18 protein-coding genes are annotated in these 20351 nt (G+C 68.6%); 9 read left to right on the forward strand and 9 right to left on the reverse strand.

Annotation, left to right across the window (positions count from 1 at the left end):
• Positions 1 to 22 precede the first annotated feature (22 nt).
• Entirely contained in the window at positions 23 to 574 is a 552-nt protein-coding gene (gene eco / locus BKK81_RS03865) for a serine protease inhibitor ecotin (protein WP_071010844.1), read from the reverse strand.
• A gap of 131 nt (positions 575 to 705) precedes the next feature.
• Positions 706 to 1374 (reverse strand): Crp/Fnr family transcriptional regulator, encoded by a 669-nt coding sequence (locus BKK81_RS03870; protein ID WP_071010845.1) that lies wholly within the window; start codon positions 1372 to 1374, stop codon positions 706 to 708.
• A gap of 250 nt (positions 1375 to 1624) precedes the next feature.
• Between BKK81_RS03870 and BKK81_RS03875 the strand changes: the two genes are divergently transcribed.
• The 7 genes from BKK81_RS03875 (at position 1625) to BKK81_RS03905 (ending at position 10576) form a co-directional block, all read left to right on the forward strand.
• Positions 1625 to 3598, forward strand: coding sequence for an AMP-dependent synthetase/ligase (locus tag BKK81_RS03875; RefSeq protein ID WP_071010846.1), 1974 nt, complete (start codon positions 1625 to 1627; stop codon positions 3596 to 3598).
• 59 nt (positions 3599 to 3657) lie between these two features.
• A complete protein-coding gene (locus tag BKK81_RS03880; protein ID WP_071016016.1) occupies positions 3658 to 4632 on the forward strand; it encodes an ABC transporter ATP-binding protein in 975 nt (324 codons plus the stop codon).
• 98 nt (positions 4633 to 4730) lie between these two features.
• Positions 4731 to 5645, forward strand: a complete 915-nt coding sequence (locus tag BKK81_RS03885) for a branched-chain amino acid ABC transporter permease (RefSeq protein ID WP_071010847.1) — start codon at positions 4731 to 4733, stop codon at positions 5643 to 5645.
• 57 nt (positions 5646 to 5702) lie between these two features.
• A complete protein-coding gene (locus BKK81_RS03890; RefSeq protein WP_071010848.1) occupies positions 5703 to 6779 on the forward strand; it encodes a branched-chain amino acid ABC transporter permease in 1077 nt (358 codons plus the stop codon).
• Between the two features lie 83 nt (positions 6780 to 6862).
• Complete coding sequence (locus tag BKK81_RS03895) at positions 6863 to 8212, forward strand: ABC transporter substrate-binding protein (RefSeq protein WP_071010849.1); 1350 nt, start codon at positions 6863 to 6865, stop codon at positions 8210 to 8212.
• Positions 8213 to 8313: 101 nt separating this feature from the next.
• Complete coding sequence (locus BKK81_RS03900; RefSeq protein WP_071010850.1) at positions 8314 to 9129, forward strand: ABC transporter ATP-binding protein; 816 nt, start codon at positions 8314 to 8316, stop codon at positions 9127 to 9129.
• Positions 9130 to 9328: 199 nt separating this feature from the next.
• Positions 9329 to 10576, forward strand: a complete 1248-nt coding sequence (locus BKK81_RS03905; RefSeq protein WP_071010851.1) for a phenylacetate--CoA ligase family protein — start codon at positions 9329 to 9331, stop codon at positions 10574 to 10576.
• Here the strand turns inward: BKK81_RS03905 and BKK81_RS03910 are convergent.
• From BKK81_RS03910 to BKK81_RS03940, 7 genes are all read right to left on the reverse strand, one after another.
• Entirely contained in the window at positions 10567 to 11034 is a 468-nt protein-coding gene (locus BKK81_RS03910; RefSeq protein WP_083383922.1) for a YbaN family protein, read from the reverse strand. The genes BKK81_RS03905 and BKK81_RS03910 overlap by 10 nt on opposite strands.
• A gap of 54 nt (positions 11035 to 11088) precedes the next feature.
• Positions 11089 to 12066 carry an NAD(P)H-dependent flavin oxidoreductase gene (locus BKK81_RS03915; RefSeq protein WP_071010852.1) on the reverse strand — a complete coding sequence of 326 codons (978 nt, stop codon included), beginning with the start codon at positions 12064 to 12066 and terminating at the stop codon, positions 11089 to 11091.
• A gap of 426 nt (positions 12067 to 12492) precedes the next feature.
• Positions 12493 to 13686, reverse strand: coding sequence for a class I SAM-dependent rRNA methyltransferase (locus BKK81_RS03920; RefSeq protein ID WP_071010853.1), 1194 nt, complete (start codon positions 13684 to 13686; stop codon positions 12493 to 12495).
• 138 nt (positions 13687 to 13824) lie between these two features.
• The gene (locus tag BKK81_RS03925; protein WP_071010854.1) at positions 13825 to 14130 is read right to left on the reverse strand and encodes an HP0495 family protein; all 306 of its coding nucleotides are present in this window, start codon (positions 14128 to 14130) and stop codon (positions 13825 to 13827) included.
• A 37-nt stretch (positions 14131 to 14167) separates the two neighbouring features.
• Positions 14168 to 15367 carry a D-alanyl-D-alanine carboxypeptidase family protein gene (locus tag BKK81_RS03930; RefSeq protein ID WP_071010855.1) on the reverse strand — a complete coding sequence of 400 codons (1200 nt, stop codon included), beginning with the start codon at positions 15365 to 15367 and terminating at the stop codon, positions 14168 to 14170.
• 67 nt (positions 15368 to 15434) lie between these two features.
• Positions 15435 to 16079, reverse strand: coding sequence for an alpha/beta hydrolase (locus BKK81_RS03935; protein ID WP_071010856.1), 645 nt, complete (start codon positions 16077 to 16079; stop codon positions 15435 to 15437).
• A 104-nt stretch (positions 16080 to 16183) separates the two neighbouring features.
• Positions 16184 to 16504, reverse strand: a complete 321-nt coding sequence (locus BKK81_RS03940; protein ID WP_071010857.1) for a (2Fe-2S) ferredoxin domain-containing protein — start codon at positions 16502 to 16504, stop codon at positions 16184 to 16186.
• A gap of 452 nt (positions 16505 to 16956) precedes the next feature.
• Between BKK81_RS03940 and BKK81_RS03945 the strand changes: the two genes are divergently transcribed.
• Both BKK81_RS03945 and BKK81_RS03950 read left to right on the forward strand, forming a co-directional pair.
• A complete protein-coding gene (locus BKK81_RS03945) occupies positions 16957 to 18255 on the forward strand; it encodes a dicarboxylate/amino acid:cation symporter (RefSeq protein ID WP_071010858.1) in 1299 nt (432 codons plus the stop codon).
• Between the two features lie 73 nt (positions 18256 to 18328).
• Positions 18329 to 20350 carry a sensor histidine kinase gene (locus BKK81_RS03950; protein WP_071010859.1) on the forward strand — a complete coding sequence of 674 codons (2022 nt, stop codon included), beginning with the start codon at positions 18329 to 18331 and terminating at the stop codon, positions 20348 to 20350.
• Position 20351 lies beyond the last annotated feature (1 nt).

The raw sequence follows: 20351 nt of genomic DNA on the forward strand, positions 1-20351 counted from the left end.
CGCGCCCGCGGCCACGCGATTGCTATTGCGCCGCGGCCCAGGCCACTTCGTTCGACGCGCGCCACAGGCGGTAGCGCACCTCGAAGCCGTCCGGCACATAGACCACCAGCGGCAGGCGGCTGTTGTAGCGCAGCAGCTGGGTGTCGCCGCGCACCTGTACGAAGGCGTCGCGGTCTTCCTGGCCGGGGCAGGCACGCATGGTGGCCGCCGGCCCCTTGGCCTCGTCCAGCCGGTAGTAGGTGTAGCCCCAGCCCTGCACGGTTTCCTCGCGCAGGCTGCCGCCGAACCAGTGCTGGTTGCAGTCCACGCGCAGCGTCTTGCCGATCATCAGCTCGACGCGCAGGTCCGCCTCGGACGGGTCGGCCGGCAGAGCGATCACGAAGCGCTTCTGCCCTGCCTGCGCGGCCGGGAACATCTTGATGCTGTCGGCCGTCACCTGATGCGCGGGCGCCGGCGGGGCGGCCGGCTGCGAGGCGGCATCCGCGGCGGCAGCGGCGCCGCTCGCCATGGCCAGCACGGCGCAGGCGGTCCATGCCTGCCAGCGCGGGAGTCGGATAGCGTGGTTCGATTTCATGCCTTGGCTCCATTCATGGTCTATGGGTTCGATGTGGCGGGCGGCTTCCGGTTCCGATGCCGTTGCGATCGTTGACGATTCGGCGCAGGCGCGTCCGCGCCGTCGGTGCCGACGCCCGCGACGCCCGCTATTTATTCGCCGTACTGCCGCAGGCCGTCCAGATCGATGACCTCCACCATGCCGTAATCCACGCGCACCAGGCCCTGCTGTTCCAGCACCTTCAGGGCCTGGTTGGCGCGCTGGCGCGAGATGCCTGCCAGCAGGCCGATCTCCTCCTGCGAAATCTCGATGCGCGTGCCGATGCCCGGATAAAGCTGCTCGTTCAACAGCGAGGACACGGCACGCGCCACGCGCGAGTCGATGTCGAGCAGGCGCTCGTACTCCACCGCGGCAATGAACTGCCCCAGCCGCTCATTGAGCTGGGTCAGCAGGAAACGCGAGAAGGGCAGGCTGGTGTCGAGCAGCCACTGGAAGGTCTCCTGCGGCATGAAGGCGATGCGCGACGCGCGCAGTGCCATCACGTCGTACTTGCGGATCTCCGACTTGAGCACCGCGCCTTCGCCGAACCAGCCGCCGGTGGGCACGCCGGTGAAGGTGACGGACTTGCCCGAGGGCGACACGGTGGTGATCTTGACGATGCCGTCCAGCACGCCGAGCCAGTGCTCGGCGACGTCGCCCTTATGGCAGACGTAGTCGCCCTGGCTGTATTCATTGACGAAGACGGCGCGCCGCACGCGTTCGCGCTGCGCATCGCTGAGTCCGGCTGCCCACACGCAGCGGTCTACGAAATCGTTGAGCATGGCCTGCAAGCACTCCCGTAGGGATTAACCCGGAATTGTCACCGGCGTGACAACCGGTCGAATCGGCATCGACTATCTTACGACCACAACGGAACCGCACAGGCCGCCGCCAGCACAAGGCGCGGCAGGGCAAGCGGGGCGTGATGCGCTGCGGCAACACAGCGCCGCAGCCAAACCGCCCAAGTATAACGATCGGTCAGGGACATGACAGCCGTGGCGGCATCCCGCCCCGGAGGGACAGGAGACAGCGATGCAGGAATCGTCGGCGACGACCTTTCCGCGCCTGCTGCTGGCGCACGCCCAGCAGCGGCCGGCACACCCGGCTTACCGCGAAAAGGACCTCGGCATCTGGCAGACCTTCAGCTGGGAGCAGGCGGCGCAGCAGGTGCGCGCGCTGGCCTGCGGGCTGGCCGCGCTCGGCTTTGCGCGCGGCATGAATCTCGCGGTGGTGGGCGACAACCGCCCGCGCCTGTACTGGGCCATGACCGCCGCGCAGGCGCTCGGCGGCGTGCCGGTGCCGCTCTACCAGGACGCCGTGGCCGCCGAGATGGCCTACGTGCTCGAGGATGCCGAAATCACCTTCGCCGTGGTGGAGGACCAGGAGCAGGTCGACAAGCTGCTGGAGCTCGAGGAACAGCTCGCGCAGAAGGGCGGCGCGGTGCGCCACGTGATCTACGAGGACCCGCGCGGCCTGCGTGACTACGACCATCCCTCGCTGCTGTCCTATGAGCGGCTGCTGGAGATCGGCCGCGACTACGACCGCGCCCATCCGGGCTTCTTCGAGGGCGCCGTGCAGGCCGGCTCGCCTGAGGATACGGCGATCATCCTCTATACGTCCGGTACCACCGGCAAGCCCAAGGGCGTCTGCCATGCGCACCGGGGCCTGATCGGCGCGGCGCGCAACGGCTGCGGCTTCGACGGCCTGAGCGCCGCCGACGACGTGCTGTCCTACCTGCCCATGGCCTGGGTCGGCGACAACCTGTTCTCCTACGCGCAGGCCCTGGTGGCCGGCTTCACGGTCAACTGCCCGGAGTCGCGCGAGACGGTGATGACCGACCTGCGCGAGATCGGCCCGACCTACTACTTCGCGCCGCCGCGTATCTACGAGGGGTTGCTGACCCAGGTGATGATCCGCATGGAGGACGCCGGCTGGATCAAGCGCAAGCTCTTCCACTGGGCGATGGGGGTGGCGCGCCGCTGCGGCACCGATATCCTCGACGGACGGCCCGTGCCGCTGGCCGAGCGCGCGCGCTATGCGCTGGGCGAACTGCTGATCTACGGACCGTTGCGCAATGTGCTCGGCATGAGCCGCATCCGCGTCGGCTATACCGCGGGCGAGGCGATCGGTCCCGACCTGTTCCGCTTCTACCGCTCGATCGGCGTCAACCTGAAGCAGTTCTACGGCCAGACCGAGACCTGCGCCTACGTCTGCCTGCAGCCGGACGGCGAGGTCAAGTTCGATTCGGTAGGCCGCGCCGCGCCCGGCATGGAGATCCGCATTGCCGACAACGGCGAGGTGCTGGTGCGCGGCGTGGGGCTGCTCAAGGAGTACTACAAGCGCCCCGAGGCCACGCGCGAGGCCATCAACGACGAGGGCTACTTCCTCACCGGCGATGCGGGCGTGATCGACGCCGACGGCCACCTGAAGATCATCGACCGCGCCAAGGACGTCGGCAAGCTGGCGGACGGCGCCATGTTCGCGCCCAAGTACATCGAGAACAAGCTGAAGTTCTTCCCCTACATCAAGGAAGCGGTGGCCTTCGGCGGCGGGCGCGACCGCGTCTGCGCTTTCCTCAACATCGACTTCGAAGCGGTCGGCAACTGGGCCGAGCGCCGCCACCTGCCGTATGCCGGCTACATCGACCTGGCGGGCCAGCCGGAGGTGATCGCCATGCTCGCCGAGTGCGTGGCGCAGGTGAACGCAGACCTGGCCGGCGATCCCATGCTGGCCGGCTCGCAGATCGCGCGCTTCCTGGTCCTGCACAAGGAACTGGATCCGGACGATGACGAGCTGACGCGCACGCGCAAGGTACGGCGCGGCTTCATCGCCGAGAAATACGCGGTGCTGATCGAGGCGCTGTACGCAGGGCACGGCGAGCAGTTCATCGAGACGCGCGTCAAGTTCGAGGACGGGCGCGAGGGCAGCGTGTCGGCCACGCTGAAGCTGGTGGATGTGCAGCGCTTCCCGGCCGGTGCCGGGCGGGCGGCGGCACGGGCGGCATGAACGCCATGAATGGCATCAATCGCATCAATGGCATGGACGGCACGAGCGGGAGCGCGAGCATGGACCGGATGGCTTGGCAGGGCCAAGGGATGACACGGCAGGCCGACGGCCCGCCCGAATGGCGCGGTGCGGCGCGCGGCGCGCTCGGCGCCGGCGGCGGTGCGGCCGGTGGCGCGGATGCCGCCGGCGACGCGCCGGCCGCGGACGCCGCCGCGGGGCTGGCAGGCGGTGCGGCCGGACACGGCGAGGCACGCCCGCACGGCGCGGCACAGGTGCTGCTGGACCTGCAGCACATCTCGCTGTCGTTCGGCGGCGTCAAGGCGCTGACCGACATTTCCTTCGATGTACGCGAGCACGAGATCCGCGCCATCATCGGCCCCAACGGTGCCGGCAAGAGTTCGATGCTCAACGTCATCAACGGTGTCTACCACCCGCAGCAGGGCCGCATCGTGTTCCGCGGCGAAGAGCGCCGCCGCATGCACCCGACCGCGGCGGCGCGCCAGGGCATCGCGCGCACCTTCCAGAACATCGCGCTGTTCAAGGGCATGACGGTGCTGGACAACATCATGACCGGGCGCAACACGCGCGTGCGCAGCGGCCTGCTGGCCAATGCGCTGTGGTGGGGGCCGGCGCGGCGCGAGGAGATGGAGCACCGGCACAAGGTCGAGGAGGTGATCGACTTCCTCGAGATCCAGGCCATCCGCAAGACGCCGGTGGGGCGGCTGCCCTACGGCCTGCAGAAGCGCGTGGAACTGGCACGCGCGCTGGCGGCCGAGCCTTCGCTGCTGCTGCTCGACGAGCCGATGGCGGGCATGAACGTGGAGGAGAAGCAGGACATGTGCCGCTTCATTCTCGACGTGAACCGGCAGTTCGGCACCACCATCGTGCTGATCGAGCACGACATGGGTGTGGTGATGGACATCTCCGACCGCGTGGTGGTGCTCGACTACGGCAAGAAGATCGGCGACGGCACGCCCGGCGAGGTCAAGTCCAGCCCCGAGGTGATCCGCGCCTACCTGGGCGCGGCGCACTAGGAGCCGGCTTCCCGCGGCGCCGTGCGCCGCAGGCGTGGGGATGCAGGCAATACAGGGAATGCAGGGAATACAGGGAATTCAGGAAGCACAGGGAACCCATGAACTTCTTTTTCGAGATCCTGATCGGCGGCCTGCTGTCCGGCCTGATGTACTCGCTGGTGGCGCTGGGCTTCGTGCTGATCTACAAGGCGTCTGGCGTGTTCAATTTCGCCCAGGGCGCGATGGTCTACTTCGCCGCGCTGGCGGTGGTCGGACTGATGGACAAGGGGCTGCCGATGTGGGCGGCCGTGATCGGCGCCTTCGCGGTGATGATCGTGGTGGGCATCAGCACCGAACGCCTGGTGCTGCGCAAGCTGGTCAACCAGCCGCCCATCACGCTGTTCATGGCCACCATCGGCCTGTCCTTCTTCCTCGAGGGACTGGGGCCGCTGCTGTTCGGCAACGAGGTGCGCCCGATCAACCTGGGCATCGTCGACGAGCCCATCGAGGCCATCCTGACCCGCTTCAATATCGTCGTCTCCAAGTTCGACCTGGCGGCGGCGGCCATCGCCGGCGTGCTGGTCGGGGCGCTGGCGCTGTTCTTCCAGGTCACCAAGGTCGGCCGTGCGCTGCGCGCGGTGGCGGACGACCACCAGGCGGCCTTGTCGCTGGGCATCCCGCTGCAGCATATCTGGGCCGTGGTGTGGGGCGTGGCCGGCTTTGTCGCCCTGGTGGCGGGCATGCTGTGGGGCTCGCGCAACGGCGTGCAGTTCGCGCTGACGCTGACCGCGCTCAAGGCCCTGCCGGTGCTGATCCTCGGTGGCTTCACCTCGGTGCCGGGCGCCATCGTCGGCGGGCTGATCATCGGCGCCTCGGAGAAGCTGGCGGAGATCTACATCCCGCCGCTGTTCCAGTCGGTGTTCGGCGGCAACTTCGGCGGCATCGAGGGATGGTTTCCCTATGTGTTCGCGCTGCTGTTCCTGCTGGTGCGGCCCGAGGGGCTGTTCGGCGAAAAGCATATCGACCGCGTGTGACGCCGGCGTTCACCGCCAGGCCTTACCACGCACCGCATCGCAGTCGAGGAGACATCCATGTTCTACCGTGAAGCCGGCCAGTTCAAGACCAGCTATATCGCCGACAGCCAGATCTTCCCCATCCGCCAGGACCGCATCGGCTTCGCGCTGCTGATGGCGCTGGCATGCGTGGCGGTGCCGCTGACGGCCACCGAGTACTGGCTCTCGGCCATCCTGATCCCTTTCCTGATCTTCGGCCTGGCCGCGCTCGGCCTCAATATCCTGACCGGCTATGCCGGCCAGCTGTCGCTCGGCACGGCCGCCTTCATGGCAGTCGGGGCCTACGCCGCCTACAACTTCCAGCTGCGCGTGGAAGGCATGCCGGTGCTGCTGACCTTCCTGATGGCCGGCCTCTCGGCCGCCATGGTGGGCGTGCTGTTCGGCCTGCCCTCGCTGCGCATCAAGGGCTTCTACCTGGCGGTGGCGACGCTGGCCGCGCAGTTCTTCGTGGTGTGGGCGCTGACCAAGTTCCCCTGGTTCTCCAACAACAGCTCCTCGGGCGTGATCACCGCCCAGCGCCTCGACCTGTTCGGCCTGCCGATCGACACGCCGGTGCGCAAGTACCTGTTCGTGCTGGGCATCGTCGCGGTGCTGGCGCTGGCCGCCAAGAACCTGGTGCGCTCGGCCACCGGGCGGGCCTGGATGTCGGTGCGCGACATGGACGTGGCGGCCGAGGTGATCGGCATCCCGCTGATGCGCACCAAGCTGCTGGCCTTCGCCGTCAGCTCCTTTTACTGCGGCGTGGCGGGGGCGCTCTATGCCTTCTGCTACCTCGGCTCGGTCGAGCCCGACGGCTTTTCGCTGGACCTGTCCTTCCGCATCCTGTTCATGATCATCATCGGCGGCGTGGGGAGCATCCTAGGTTCCTTCCTCGGCGCCGCCTTCATCCTGCTGCTGCCGATCCTGCTCGACAACGTGCTGCCGGCGCTGGCCGCGCTGCTGCACCTGCCCTTCACCAATGCCGCGGTGTCGCACGTGCAGCTGATGGTGTTCGGCGGACTGATCATCTTCTTCCTGATCGTCGAGCCGCACGGGCTGGCGCGCCTGTGGCAGATCGGCAAGGAGAAGCTGAGGCTGTGGCCGTTCCCGCATTGAAACCGGGCGCCGCCGCCGCGCGGGCGGACGGCGGCGCGCTCGAGACAACAACTAGCAGTGCCTACAAGGTCAAGGAGACAGTCATGACATCACCGATCCTCAATGCGCGGTCCCAGGCGCGGTCCCTGGCGCTGGCGCTCGGCGCCGCCGCCGCCCTGCTGCTGCCGGCCATGCCGGCCGCCGCGCAGGGCAGCGAGCAGTTCGTCGCGCTGCCGAGCTACCGCGTGGGCCCCTATGGCGCCAACGGCCAGTCCTGGTATGGCGGCTTCATCGACTATCTCAACTATGTCAACCTGAAGGAGGGCGGCGTCAACGGCGTCAAGCTGAGCTGGGAGGAGTGCGAGACCGAGTACAACAACGCCAAGGGCGTCGAGTGCTACGAGCGCCTGAAGTCCAAGAGCACGGTCAGCCGCGGCACCGCCTACCACACCATGTCGACCGGCATCTCCTACGCGCTGGTGGACAAGACCGCCGCCGACAAGGTGCCGCTGGTGATGATGGGCTACGGCCGCACCGATGCGGTGGACGGCTCGGTGTTCCCCTATGCCTTCCCGCTGGTGACCACGTACCAGATGCAGGTATCGGCCATCGTCAAGTTCCTGACCGCCAAGAACGGCGGCTCGCTGGCCGGCAAGAAGATCGTCTACCTGTACCACGATTCTGCCTACGGCAAGGAGCCGATCGTGGCGCTGCAGGCGGAGGCCAAGCTGGGCAAGTTCAACCTGGTGGAGATCCCGGTCGCGCATCCGGGCAACGAGCAGGGCGCGCAGTGGCTGAAGATCCGCCAGGAGAATCCCGATTACGTGATCTTCTGGGGCTGGGGCGTGATGAACCAGACCGCGCTGAAGGCGGCGCAGAAGGTCGGCTTCCCGCGCGACAAGATGATCGGCTCGTGGTGGGCCGGCTCCGAGGAGGACACGGTGCCCGCGGGCGAGGCCGCCAAGGGCTATATGAGCGCGACCTGGAACGTCGCCGGCAAGCACGTGCCGCTGATCGCCGACATCGAGAAGGTGCTGTACGGTGCGGGCAAGGGCAATATGCAGGACAAGGCCAAGGTGGGGTCCGTGCTCTATAACCGCGGTGTGTCCGCCGCGGTGGTGACCGTGGAAGCGATCCGCGTGGCGCAGGGCAAGTTCGGCAAGGGCAAGGTGATGAGCGGCGAGGACATGCGCTGGGCCTTCGAGAACCTCGACCTGAGCAATGCCCGGCTGCAGCAGCTCGGTGCCACCGGCCTGCTGCCGGAGCTGAAGACCAGCTGCGAGAACCACGAGGGCTCGGGCAAGGTGAAGATCCAGCAGTGGGACGGCAGCAAGTGGGTAGTCGTGTCCGACTGGGTCGAGGGCAACAAGAACCTGATCCACCCGCTGTTCAAGGCCACCGCGGCGCAGTACGCCAAGGAGAAGGGCATGAAGCCGGCCTGTCTCAAGTCCTGAGCCGGGCCCCGGGGCGTGGCGCCGCTGCGGCGTCGCATCGCCGTCGCGCCCCGGCTTGGCATTGTCCTGGCCGCTTCTTTCCGCACCTTCCGAGCCGCATCATGAGCCTGCTGTCCGTCAACAATATCGAAGTCATCTACGACCACGTGATCCTGGTGCTCAAGGGCGTCTCGCTCGCGGTGCCGGAAGGCAAGATCGTCGCCTTGCTGGGTGCCAACGGCGCCGGCAAGACCACCACGCTCAAGGCCATCTCCAACCTGTTGCGCGCCGAGCGCGGCGACGTCACCAAGGGCACGATCGAGTTCCGCGGCCAGCGCGTCGACCAGCTCACGCCCAACGAACTGGTGCGGCGCGGCGTGATCCAGGTGATGGAGGGGCGCCACTGCTTCGCCCACCTGAGCATCGAGGAGAACCTGCTCACCGGCGCCTATACGCGCGGGCTGTCACGCGCGCAGACGCGCGAGGCGCTGGAACGCATCTATGCCTACTTCCCGCGCCTGAAGACCCGGCGCAAGTCGCAGGCGGGCTATACCTCGGGCGGCGAGCAGCAGATGTGCGCGATCGGGCGGGCCATGATGGCCAATCCCAACATGATCCTGCTCGACGAACCGTCGATGGGGCTGGCGCCGCAGATCGTCGAGGAGATCTTCGAGATCGTGCGCGACCTCAACACGCGCGAGGGCGTGAGCTTCCTGCTGGCCGAGCAGAACACCATGGTGGCGCTGCGCCACGCAGACTACGGCTACATCCTGGAGAACGGCCGCGTGGTGATGGACGGCGCGGCCGAGGCGTTGCGCGACAACGAGGACGTCAAGGAGTTCTACCTGGGCGTGGCGGCCAACGACGCCGACGGCGGGCAGCGGACGTCGTTCCGGGATGTGAAGAGTTACCGCCGCCGCAAACGCTGGCTCGCCTGAGACGGGGGCATGGATCTGCTGCGCGGGCCGTGGCGGGTCCTGCGATGCTTGCCGTACCGATGTACGGCTGCGCTTCTCGGACCCGCCACGACCCGCTCGCTACGATCCCCGCCCCCGTCTCGCGAGCGCTATCCGGTTTTCCCAATGCCGCCCGGCTGCGCCGGCGGACGGGCTTTCTTTCTGCACCGACCTATCGATCATGGCTGAACATTTCGATTCGCTGGAGACGCGCGCTCCCGAGCTGCGCGAGCGGGAGCTGCTGGCGGCCTTGGCGCGCCAGGTGGCGCATGCGCAGGCGCATGCGCCGTATTTCGCCGAGGCGCTGCGCGGCGTGGATGCGCGTGCGCTGGTGTCGCGCGAAGCGCTGGCGGCATTGCCGGTGACACGCAAGGCGGACCTGGCCGCGCGCCAGGCGGCGCTGTCACCGCTTGGCGGCCTCAACGCGACGCCGCTGGGCCGGCTGCGCCATGTCTACCGCTCGCCGGGACCGATTCATGAGCCGGACGGCCATGGCGAGGACTGGTGGCGCGTGGGCCGGGCCATGTTCGCCGCCGGCTTCCGCGCGGGTGACCTGGTCTACAACACCTTCTCCTATCACTTCACGCCGGCCGGCATGATGATGGAGTCGGGCGCGCACCGGCTCGGCTGCTGCGTGTTCCCGGCCGGCGTGGGCCAGACCGAGTCGCAGGTGCAGGCACTGGCGGAGCTGCAGCCGCAGGCCTACGCCGGCACGCCGTCCTTCCTGAAGATCCTGCTGGAGCGCGCCGACGAACTGGGGCAGCCGTGCGCCGGCCTGCGCAAGGCGCTGGTCTCGGGCGAGGCGCTGCCGCCGTCGCTGCGCGGCTGGTTCACGGCGCGCGGCATCCAGGTGCGGCAGATGTACGGCACCGCCGACGTCGGCCTGATCGCCTACGAGAGCGAAGGTGCCGACGGCTGGGTGGTCGACGAGGGCGTGCTGGTGGAGATCGTCGAGCCGGGCGGCACGCGGCCGATGGCCGAGGGCGAGACCGGCGAGGTGGTGGTGACGGTGCTGGCCAACGGCGACTATCCGCTGGTGCGCTTCGGCACCGGCGACCTGTCGGCGGTGGTGCCCGATTCAGCGCGGCGGCCGAGTGCCTGCGGCCGTACCAACATCCGCCTCAAGGGCTGGCTCGGACGGGCCGACCAGGCGGCCAAGGTCAAGGGCATGTTTGTGCATCCCGGCCAGGTGGCCGAGATCGTGCGGCGCCATCCGGAGGTGCGTGCCGCGCGGCTGGTGGTGACGGGCGCGGTCGGCGACGACGCCATGACGCTGCACTGCGAAGGCGAGGCCGGCGCGGCGCTGGCCGAGGCGGTCGCGGCTTCGCTGCGGGACATCACGCGCCTGCGTGGCGAAGTCCGTTTCGTTGCCGCCGGCAGCCTGCCGCAGGACGGCAAGCTGATCGAGGATGCGCGCCGCTACGACTGATCGGCGCGGCTGCCGCCGGCCGGCCGGGTCGGCAGCCGCAGCATCCATACGCTGACCGCGGCGGCGCAGGCGATCAGGGTCAGCGAGGCGGCAGGGCGCGCCCGCATCAGCCAGGCGGTGGTGCCCATCGACAGCCACATCATGCTCAGCGCCAGGCACTTGGCGCGGCGCGGGATGCTGCGGTGGACCTGCCAGTCGTACACCAGCGGGCCGAAGCGCGGGTGCGCCAGCAGCCAGCGGTGGAAGCGCGCCGAACCGCGCGCGAAGCAGCCGGCGGCCAGCAGCACGAAAGGTGTGGTCGGCAGCAGCGGCAGGAAGATACCGATCACGCCGAGCGCGAGGCTGAGCAGGCCGAGCGTCACCCATAGCGCGCGCACGGCGCGGGACGCCCCCGATGGATGTCCGGCCGCCGCGGGCAGGCCCGCGGCGCCGTCCAGGCTGCGATCGCCGTCCGTCATGTGCTCCTCGTGTGCCCCCGTGGTGTGCTCCTGGTGCTCCTGGCGCGCCCGCTGTCAGCGCACGATGCCCAGGCGCGCCTTGGCCGCATCGTATTCGCGCTTCATGCGTGCCACGATCTCGCCGACGGCGGGGATGTCGGCGATCTGTCCCACGCCCTGGCCGGCGCCCCAGATGTGCTTCCACGCCTTCGCCTTCGAGCTGCCGCTGGAGAAATCCATCTTCGACTTGTCGGCCACCGGCAGGTCCTCCGGGTCCAGCCCGGCGTTCTCGATGCTCTCGCGGATGTAGTTGCCGTGCACGCCGGTGAAGAGGTTGGTGTAGACGATGTCGGCGGCGGCCGACTCGGTGATCGAGCGCTTGTACTGCTCGCTCGCATGCGCCTCCTGCGAAGCGATGAAGCGCGTGCCCACGTAGGCGAAGTCGGCACCCATGGCCTGCGCGGCCAGCACCGCGTCCCCGCTGGCGATGGAGCCGGACAGTGCGATCACGCCATCGAAGATGCGGCGCACCTCGCCGACCAGCGCGAACGGCGACAGCGTGCCGGCATGGCCGCCGGCACCCGCCGCCACCAGGATCAGGCCGTCCACGCCGGCCTCGATGGCCTTCTCGGCGTGGCGCAGGCTGATGACGTCGTGCAGCACGATGCCGCCGTAGCTGTGCACGGCGTCGATCATTTCCTTGACCGGCGCGCGCAGCGAGGTGATGAAGATGGGTACCTTGTGCTCCACGCAGACGCGCACATCCTGCTCCAGGCGCGCGTTGGAAGCATGCACGATCTGGTTGACCGCGATCGGGCCCACCGGCGCGCCGGGGTTGGCGGCGCGGAAGGCGGAAAGGTCCTCCTGCATCTGCGTCAGCCACTCGTCGAGCAACTCGGCCGGACGCGCATTCAGCGCGGGAAAGGAGCCGACGATGCCGGCCTTGCACTGCGCCAGCACCAGCTCGGGATAGCTGACGATGAACATCGGCGAAGCGATGACCGGCAAGGCAAGGTTCTGCAGGGCCGGCGGGATTTGCTTGGCGGCGGGCATGGGGTCTCCTGGACTACGTGGCGCACGCATCGCGTACGCAGATGAACGGTCGTTCGATTATAGGGAGTTTTGGCCGCGCGGCGCGAACCCCCGCCGCGCTGGATGAAGCCACCAGGAGACGCCAACCCCATCGGCCAAGCATAGTGTCTTGGCTTCCTCTTCCCCGGCCCCTCTCCCGCAAGCGGGAGAGGGGAGACAACCGGCGCGGCGCGGACCTTGCCGCACCGGAAGAAGGACAAAAAAAATGCCCCGCGATACCGCGGGGCAATGACCACGAAGACTGATAGGAAGAGAAGGAGGGACACCTGCCAATGCCGCACTCCCCGATGCGCAATATAGCGGCGCAATGTGACATCCAGGCGACAGGATGGGCGCGGCACCCGGCAGGCGCGGCACGGCCCTGGTGCGGGCCGTGCGCATTGCCGCCTACATCTTCTCCAGCAGCAGTCCCTTCAGGTATTCGCCTTCCGGGAAGGCGGCCAGCATCGGATGGTCGGTGCCGGCGGACAGGCGGCGCAGGATGCGGGCGTCGGCGCGCGCATCGGTGGCGGCGCCGGCCACGATCTTCTGGAACAGCTCCATGCTGATCGCGCCGGAGCAGGAGTAGGTGAACAGCAGGCCGCCCGGGCGCAGCAGCTGCATGCCGACCAGGTTGATTTCCTTGTAGGCGCGCGCGGCGCGGTCGATGTGCTGGGACGACGGGGCGAACTTGGGCGGGTCCAGCACGATCAGGTCGAACTGGCGGCCCTCGGCACGGAACTGGCGCAGGGACTTGAAGACGTCGGCATCCATCCAGGTGGCGCGCGCCGGGTCGAAGCCGTTCAGCGCGACATTGCCCGCGGCGATCTTGAGCGCGTCGCCCGAGGAGTCGATCGAGGTCACGGCGGTCGCGCCGCCGCGCAGCGCGGCCAGCGAGAAGCCGCCGGTGTAGCAGAAGCAGTTCAGCACTTCACGGCCCTGCGCGAGGTCGCCGACCAGGCGGCGGTTGTCGCGCTGGTCGACGTAGAAGCCGGTCTTGTGGCCATTGCGCACGTCGACGTAGTAGCGCACGCCGTGCTCGGTGACGGCGAGCTCGGGATCGGGCTCGGCGCCGGCCAGTACGCCGGTCACCAGCGGCAGTCCTTCGCGCTCGCGCACGGCGGCGTCGGAGCGCTCGTAGACGTTGGGGCAGCCGGTCTCCTTGACCAGCGCCTGCACCAGCGCGTCCTTCCATTGTTCGACGCCGGCGGCGTTGAACTGGCAGACGAGCTGGCCGCGCTCGCCGCTGCCGTAGTAGTCGACGATCAGTCCCGGCAGGCGGTCGGCCTCGCCGAACACCAGGCGCACGGCGTCGGTATCGCTGACCCACTGCCGGCGATGGGCGACGGCGGCGGCGATGCGGCGCTTGAACATGGCGTGGTCGACCGGCTCGTTCTCGTCGAAGGTCCAGACACGCACGCGGATCTGCGACGAGGGGCTGTAGGCACCCTTGGCCAGGAAGCGGCCGTCGGCCGCGCGGATGATGACGGTGGTGCCAGCTTCGCAGCGGCCTTCGGTGGAGGCGATGCCGGTGGCGTAGACCCACGGATGGCGTCGCAGCAGGGACTTTTCCTTGCCTGGCTTGAGGGTGACGATGTTCATCGGAACGGGAAGGGGGCTGGCGCCGCGGCGGATGCGGGCCCAGCGCGAGGGTTGGTGATTATCAGAGGGGGGCGGGCCGGTGGCCGGGCGCGCCCCGCGGTGCCGTCAGGCCGGCCGCGCGGCGGCCGGCCCGGCGCCTTACAGCACGATCTTCACCATCGGGTGCGAGGTCAGCGCGCGGTACAGGTCGTCGAGCTGTTCGCGGCTGGTCACCCAGACGGTGGCGGTCAGGCCGAGGTAGTTGCCGTTGCGCGAGGGCCGCATTTCCATCTTGCCGGCATGGAAGTCGGGATCGAACCCCTGCACCACGGCCACGATGGTCTCGGCGAAATCCTCCTGCATCGTGCCCATGATCTTGATCGGGAAGTGGCAGGGGTATTCGATCAGCGATTCCTGCTGCGCCGGGGCTCCCGGCTTGCCGCCACCGGTTTGGTCGGACGTCATGGCTATATCTCCAGCTTGCTTGCGCTTACTTGCGCTCTTACTTGCGCTTGAACCACAGGCGGATGGTGTCCCACAGGCGGCCGAAGAAGCCGGCCTCGGGCACGTCTTCCAGTGCCACCACGGGGAATTCCGCCACCTTGTTGGCGCCGTCCATCAGCTTGACCGTGCCGACCTGCTGGCCGGCGGCGATCGGCGCCACCAGCAGCTCCTGGCGTTCCAGCACCGGCTTGAGGCGGCCGCCGATGCCCTTGGGCACGGTCACGAAGGTCTCGTTCTGCACGCCGATCTTGACCGTGCCGCTCTTGCCCTTGTAGATCTCGGGCGTGGCCAGCACCTGCCCCTTGTCGTACAGCCGCAGCGTGTCGAAGAACTGGAAGCCGTAGTTCAGGACCTTCAGGCTTTCCTGCGTGCGGATCTGGTCGGTCGCGGTGCCAATCACGATCGAGATCAGGCGGCGCGATCCGTTGGGCACATTGGCCAGCGGCCGCTTGGCCGACGAGATCAGGCAGTAGCCGGCGGATTTGGTGTGGCCGGTCTTGACGCCGTCGACGGTCGGATCGATGTACAGCAGGCGGTTGCGGTTCGGCTGCCTGATCTTGTTATAGGTGAACTCCTTCTGCGAGTACATGGTGTAGTACTCGGGGAAGTCCTTGATCAGGCGCGCGGTCAGCGTGGCCAGGTCGGCCGCGGTGGTGTAGTGGTTCGGGTCGGGGATGCCGTCGGTGTTGGCGAAGTGGGTGTTCTTCATGCCCAGCCGCTGGGCCTCGCGGTTCATCATCGCCACGAAGCCCTCTTCGGAGCCGCCGGTGGCCTCGGCCAGCGCCAGCGAGGCGTCGTTGCCCGATTGCACGATCAGGCCGAGCAGCAGGTCGCGCACGCTGACCGGCTTGTTCGGCTCGATGAACATGCGCGATTCGTCGCTCTTGACCTTGAGCACGATATTGGTCGGCACCACGGTCTGGTCCAGGGTGAGGCGCTTTTCGTGCAGTGCCTCGAACACCAGGTAGGCCGTCATCAGCTTGGTCAGCGAGGCCGGCTCGATGCGCGCGTCGGCGTTCTGCGAGGCCAGGGGCTGGCCGCTGGTGGCGTCGTACAGCATCCATGCCTTGGCGGCCACCTGCGGCACGGGCACGCCCTGGGCGCGCACCGCGACCGGCGCGGCGGCAAGGACGGCGCCGGCCACGAGGGCGGCGGGGGCGATGGCGGACGCGAAAAGCGGCGTGGCTCGATTCAGCATAGTTGAGTTTCCGACAGAGAAAGGTCGCAGGGGAGAACGATCCGCGGGGCTGGCTGCCGCCGTGGCGTCACCGCTCCCATGCGTTGACGACGAGCTGCTTGATCAGGTGCAGCTTGCGGTGAAAGAAGTGATCCGCGCCGGGGATCACGATGACGGGCAGCTCCTGCGGGCGGGCCCAGTCGAACACGCTGCCCAGCGGCACCGTGTCGTCCTGTTCGCCGTGGATGACGATGGTGTCGGCGGGCACCGCGGCGACCTGCCAGCGGCTGGCCGCCGTGCCCACCATCACCAGCCGCTGCGCGGCCGTGCCGGCTTCGGCCAGGCGGCGGGCGACGTGGCTGGCCACGTAGCTGCCGAAGGAGAAGCCGCCCAGCGCCAGCGGCAGCGTGGCCGCCTGCGGCGACCAGGCGGCCTGCGTGCGCATCCACGCGATCACGGCCAGCAGGTCGTCCTGCTCGCCGACGCCGTTGTCATGCTCGCCGGCGCTGCCGCCGACGCCGCGGAAGTTCGGGCGCACGGTGGCGTAGCCGAGCTGCACGAAGCTGCGTGCCAGCGTCTGCGCCACCTTGTTGTCCTTGGTGCCGCCGAACAAGGGATGCGGATGGGCCACCAGCGCGAGTCCGCGCGGCGCTTCGCCCTGCGGCAGGTCGACCGACAGGTCGATGGCGCCGACGGGACCGGCAATGGAGAGAACCTGGGTGTGCGCGTTCATAGAGGCAGGATCTGGCGATGCGAAGGCAAGGTGGAAGGAGGCCGGCGCCGGGCGGGGCTGCGGTCCGGCGCGCGGCGCGGCGGCGGGCTGCCCGGCCGCCGGGCTCAGCGATCGACCATCAGGCGCTCGACCGGCTTGCCGTGCACCAGATGGCTGTCGATGATTTCGTCGATGTCCTGCTCGTCGACGAAGGTGTACCAGACGGCCTCGGGGTAGACCACCAGCACCGGTCCGAGTTCACAGCGGTTCAGGCAGCCGGCCTTGTTGATGCGCACGCGTCCTTCGCCACCGGCGATGCCGAGTTCCTTGCAGCGCTTCTTGGCGTATTCCTGCATGGCCTTGGCATTGTGCGTGGCGCAGCAGGCTTCGCCCGGCGCGCGTTCGTTCAGGCAGAAGAAGACGTGGTGTTGGTAGTAGCTGCTCATGCGTGCTGTGGCGCGTGCGGCGGCACGCGGGCCGCCCGTGCCGCGCGGGACGGTGGTGAGTGTGGAAGGTCGGAATTATACGGCTTGGCGGACGCGGAACCTGCCACTCGCGGCCGCGTCAGGCACGCCGTCCGGTCCCGTGTGGGACCCGCGGCGGGCCGCTGTGATGTATCCAGCGCGCATCCGCCGGGCTCCCCGCCGCCATAAGTGGATGATCGGACGCCCGGATCGGGGCCGTCTCTCCGAAAACCCGGATTGGCGCTTTCCGGATTTCCGGAAAGCCGGAGCCGGCGGCACCTCGCCTGAGTAACATTTCCTTGCAAATCAAAGGCTTGATGCGGCTCCTGGCGCTGGCATGCACGTTGCAAAGAGTCCTGTGGCAGCGCCGCGACCGGAACGGCGCGCGGCCGCGGCGGCTCTCCCGCCGGGCCTAAAGAACCGAGGACGACATCATGAGGAAACCCTTCTACAAGATCCTGTACGTACAGGTGCTGTTCGCCATCCTGGTCGGCATCGTGCTGGGACACTTCTGGCCGGATACCGGCATCTCGATGAAGCCGCTCGGGGATGGCTTCATCAAGCTGATCAAGATGATCATCGGGCCGATCATCTTCTGTACCGTGGTGTCGGGCATCGCCGGCATGCGCGACATGAAGAAGGTCGGCCGGGTCGGCGGCAAGGCGCTGCTGTACTTCGAGGTCATCTCCACCTTCGCGCTGCTGATCGGCCTGGGCGCGGCCCACCTGCTGCAGCCGGGCGCGGGCTTCAACATCGATCCGGCCACGCTGGATACCAAGTCGATTTCGCAGTACGTGTCCAAGGCGCATGGCCAGAGCACGGTCGAGTTCCTGATGCACATCATCCCGGACACGATCTTCAGCGCCTTCTCCAACGGCGACATCCTGCAGATCCTGCTGGTCTCGCTGTTCTTCGGCTCCGCGCTGGCCGCCATGGGCGACCGCTCGCGCATCGTCTTCGACCTGGTCGAGCAGGTCTCCAAGGTCTTCTTCCACATCGTCCACGTGATCACCAAGGTCGCCCCGCTGGGCGCCTTCGGCGCGATGGCCTTCACCATCGGCAAGTACGGTCTCGGCTCGCTGGTGCCGCTGCTCAAGCTGATCGGCACCTTCTACTTCACGGCGATCGTGTTCGTGCTGGTGGTGCTCGGCACGGTGGCGCGCCTGACCGGCTTCTCCATCATCCGCTTCGTCGCCTACATCAAGGAAGAACTGCTGATCGTGCTGGGCACCAGCTCGTCGGAAGCGGCGCTGCCCCACCTGATGGAAAAGCTGGAACGGCTCGGCTGCTCCAAGTCGGTGGTCGGCCTGGTGGTGCCCACCGGCTATTCGTTCAACCTGGACGGCACCAATATCTACATGACGATGGCGGTGCTGTTCATCGCGCAGGCCACCGGCATCGAGCTGACGCTGATGCAGCAGCTCACCATCCTGGCCGTGGCCATGATCACCTCCAAGGGCGCCAGCGGCGTGACCGGTTCCGGCTTCATCACGCTGGCGGCAACGCTGGCCGTGGTGCCTGACATCCCGGTGGCCGGCATGGTGCTGATCCTGGGCATCGACCGCTTCATGAGCGAATGCCGCGCGCTGACCAATATCATCGGCAACGGCGTGGCGACGGTGGTGGTGTCGGCCTGGGAGCGCGAGCTCGACCGCACCCAACTGGCCCGCGCGCTGCGCCACGGCGGCGAACTGGCCGACGATCTTGGCGACGCAGGACAGAGCGCCCGCTGAGAGGGCGCAGGGCGGCCGCGCCGACGGGCGCGGCCAGCGGGTATCATCGGCGCGAGATCCTTCGCCCGCGCCGATGCCGCATTCCGACGATTTCCTCGCCGTGCATGACCCCGCTGCCGCACGCCAGGCTTCGGCGCCCGGCGGCGACGGGCGCTGGTGGGGGTTTATCGCCGCGCTCGCCGGCGGCCTGCTGCTGCTGTGCTGCGCCACCTGGCTGCTCTCCGTGCAGCGCGGCATCGGCGCGCTGGAGCGCGACACCGCCACCCGCGCGGACCGCTACGCAGCGACCCTGGAGGCCACGCTGGACCGCTACGAGTTCCTGCCGGCGCTGGTTTCCTTCCATCCCTTCGTCCACCAGCTGCTGGCCGCGCCCGACGACCCCGCGCGCGTGGCGGCGGCCAACCGCTACCTGGACGACGTCAACCGCAATGCCCATGCCTCGGCCACCTATGTGATCGCCGCCAACGGCCGGGCGCTGGCCGCCAGCAACTATGCCGACCCGGGCAGCTTCGTCGGCACCGACTACCGCTTCCGCCCCTATTTCCAGATCGCCTCGCGCGGCCGGGTCGCGCGCTACTACGCCATCGGCGTGACCAGCGACGAGCCAGGCTACTACATCGCCCAGCCGGTCGAGTCCGGCGGGCGCGTGATCGGCGTGACGGTGGTCAAGCTCAACCTCGAATGGTTCCAGCGCGCCGGCGGCGACCGCGCCGAGCCGCTGATGGTCAGCGACGAGCACGGCGTGGTCTTCCTGTCCTCGGTGCCGGCCTGGCAGTACCGTACGCTGCAGCCGCTGTCGCAGGGACTGGAGGCCGAACTGGCGGCCACGCGCCAGTACCACGACCGCGAGGTCTCGCCGCTGGCGCTGCATGCGCTCAGTTCGCCCGTGACCCGCTGGCTCAACAGCACCGTGCTGGGGCCGGGCTCGCGGCTGGTCGGCGTGGCGCGCCAGGCGGCCCCGGGGCATGCGGCAGGCAGCACCGCCGATGCGGTGCGCGTCGGCAGCGAGCGCGCCGACCGCTACCTGGAGGTCAGCCGCAAGGTGGGGCCGGCCGACTGGACCATGCACGTGATGGCCTCGGTCGACCCGGTGCTGGCCGGTGCGCGCAATGCCACCATCGGCGCCGCGCTGGCCTACGCCTGCGCCTGCCTGCTGCTGGTCAACTGGCGCCAGCGCCGCCAGCGCGCGCGCGACATGCAATACAGCCGGCGGCTGCTGGAGGCCGCCTACGACGAGCTGGAGCGCCGCGTCGAGGCGCGGACGGCCGACCTGATGGCCATCAACGAGCAGCTCGAGGGCGAGGTGGTCGAGCGCACGCGTGCCGAAAACGAGTTGCGCGCGACCCAGGACGAGCTGGTGCAGGCCAGCAAGCTGGCCGCGCTCGGCCAGATGGCGGCCGGTATCACCCATGAACTGAACCAGCCGCTGGCCGCGCTGCGCACCTTCTCCGACAACACGCGCGTGCTGCTCGAACGCGGCCAGCTCGATGCCGCGGCCGGCAACCTGGTCGCCATCGCCGACCTTACCGAGCGCATGGGGAAGATCACCGGCCAGCTCAAGCTGTTCGCCGGCAAGGCGCGGCAGCGCCGCCACGCGGTCGCGCTGCAAGGCGCGCTGGACCACGTGCTGGCGCTGCTGGCACCGCGCCTGGCGGGTGTGGGCCTGAGCTGCAGCGGGCTGGAGGCGGAGCCCGGCCTGGCCGTCTGGGCCGATGAACTCAAGCTCGAGCAGGTGCTGCTCAATCTGGTCGCCAATGCGCTCGACGCAGTGGCGGCCGCGGCGCCGGACCAGCCGCGCATCGCGCTGACGGTCAGCGCCGGCGCGGAGACGGTGACGGTGGCGGTGCGCGACAATGGCACTGGCATTGCGCCCGAGGCGCTGCCCCATCTGTTCGAGCCCTTCTTCACCACCAAGGAGATCGGCCAGGGGCTGGGCCTCGGCCTGGCCATCTCCTCGTCCATCGTGCGTGAGTTCGGCGGCCAGCTCAGCGCGGCCGGCGCCGAGGGCGGCGGTGCCGAATTCCTGCTGGTGCTGCGCCGAGCGCCCGGCCAGCAGGTCGCCGCCGTTGGCCGCGATGCCGGGGTCCATCCATGAG

The sequence above is a fragment of the Cupriavidus sp. USMAHM13 genome, assembly GCF_001854285.1.
In the GTDB taxonomy this organism is placed as follows: Bacteria; Pseudomonadota; Gammaproteobacteria; order Burkholderiales; family Burkholderiaceae; genus Cupriavidus; species Cupriavidus malaysiensis.

Bases quoted from the DNA above. Each gene is read 5' to 3' on its own strand.
- eco (WP_071010844.1), bottom strand. From the start codon at position 574: ATGAAATCGAACCACGCTATCCGACTCCCGCGCTGGCAGGCATGGACC.
- BKK81_RS03870 (WP_071010845.1), bottom strand. From the start codon at position 1,374: ATGCTCAACGATTTCGTAGACCGCTGCGTGTGGGCAGCCGGACTCAGC.
- BKK81_RS03875 (WP_071010846.1), top strand. From the start codon at position 1,625: ATGCAGGAATCGTCGGCGACGACCTTTCCGCGCCTGCTGCTGGCGCAC.
- BKK81_RS03880 (WP_071016016.1), top strand. From the start codon at position 3,658: ATGGACCGGATGGCTTGGCAGGGCCAAGGGATGACACGGCAGGCCGAC.
- BKK81_RS03885 (WP_071010847.1), top strand. From the start codon at position 4,731: ATGAACTTCTTTTTCGAGATCCTGATCGGCGGCCTGCTGTCCGGCCTG.
- BKK81_RS03890 (WP_071010848.1), top strand. From the start codon at position 5,703: ATGTTCTACCGTGAAGCCGGCCAGTTCAAGACCAGCTATATCGCCGAC.
- BKK81_RS03895 (WP_071010849.1), top strand. From the start codon at position 6,863: ATGACATCACCGATCCTCAATGCGCGGTCCCAGGCGCGGTCCCTGGCG.
- BKK81_RS03900 (WP_071010850.1), top strand. From the start codon at position 8,314: ATGAGCCTGCTGTCCGTCAACAATATCGAAGTCATCTACGACCACGTG.
- BKK81_RS03905 (WP_071010851.1), top strand. From the start codon at position 9,329: ATGGCTGAACATTTCGATTCGCTGGAGACGCGCGCTCCCGAGCTGCGC.
- BKK81_RS03910 (WP_083383922.1), bottom strand. From the start codon at position 11,034: ATGACGGACGGCGATCGCAGCCTGGACGGCGCCGCGGGCCTGCCCGCG.
- BKK81_RS03915 (WP_071010852.1), bottom strand. From the start codon at position 12,066: ATGCCCGCCGCCAAGCAAATCCCGCCGGCCCTGCAGAACCTTGCCTTG.
- BKK81_RS03920 (WP_071010853.1), bottom strand. From the start codon at position 13,686: ATGAACATCGTCACCCTCAAGCCAGGCAAGGAAAAGTCCCTGCTGCGA.
- BKK81_RS03925 (WP_071010854.1), bottom strand. From the start codon at position 14,130: ATGACGTCCGACCAAACCGGTGGCGGCAAGCCGGGAGCCCCGGCGCAG.
- BKK81_RS03930 (WP_071010855.1), bottom strand. From the start codon at position 15,367: ATGCTGAATCGAGCCACGCCGCTTTTCGCGTCCGCCATCGCCCCCGCC.
- BKK81_RS03935 (WP_071010856.1), bottom strand. From the start codon at position 16,079: ATGAACGCGCACACCCAGGTTCTCTCCATTGCCGGTCCCGTCGGCGCC.
- BKK81_RS03940 (WP_071010857.1), bottom strand. From the start codon at position 16,504: ATGAGCAGCTACTACCAACACCACGTCTTCTTCTGCCTGAACGAACGC.
- BKK81_RS03945 (WP_071010858.1), top strand. From the start codon at position 16,957: ATGAGGAAACCCTTCTACAAGATCCTGTACGTACAGGTGCTGTTCGCC.
- BKK81_RS03950 (WP_071010859.1), top strand. From the start codon at position 18,329: ATGCCGCATTCCGACGATTTCCTCGCCGTGCATGACCCCGCTGCCGCA.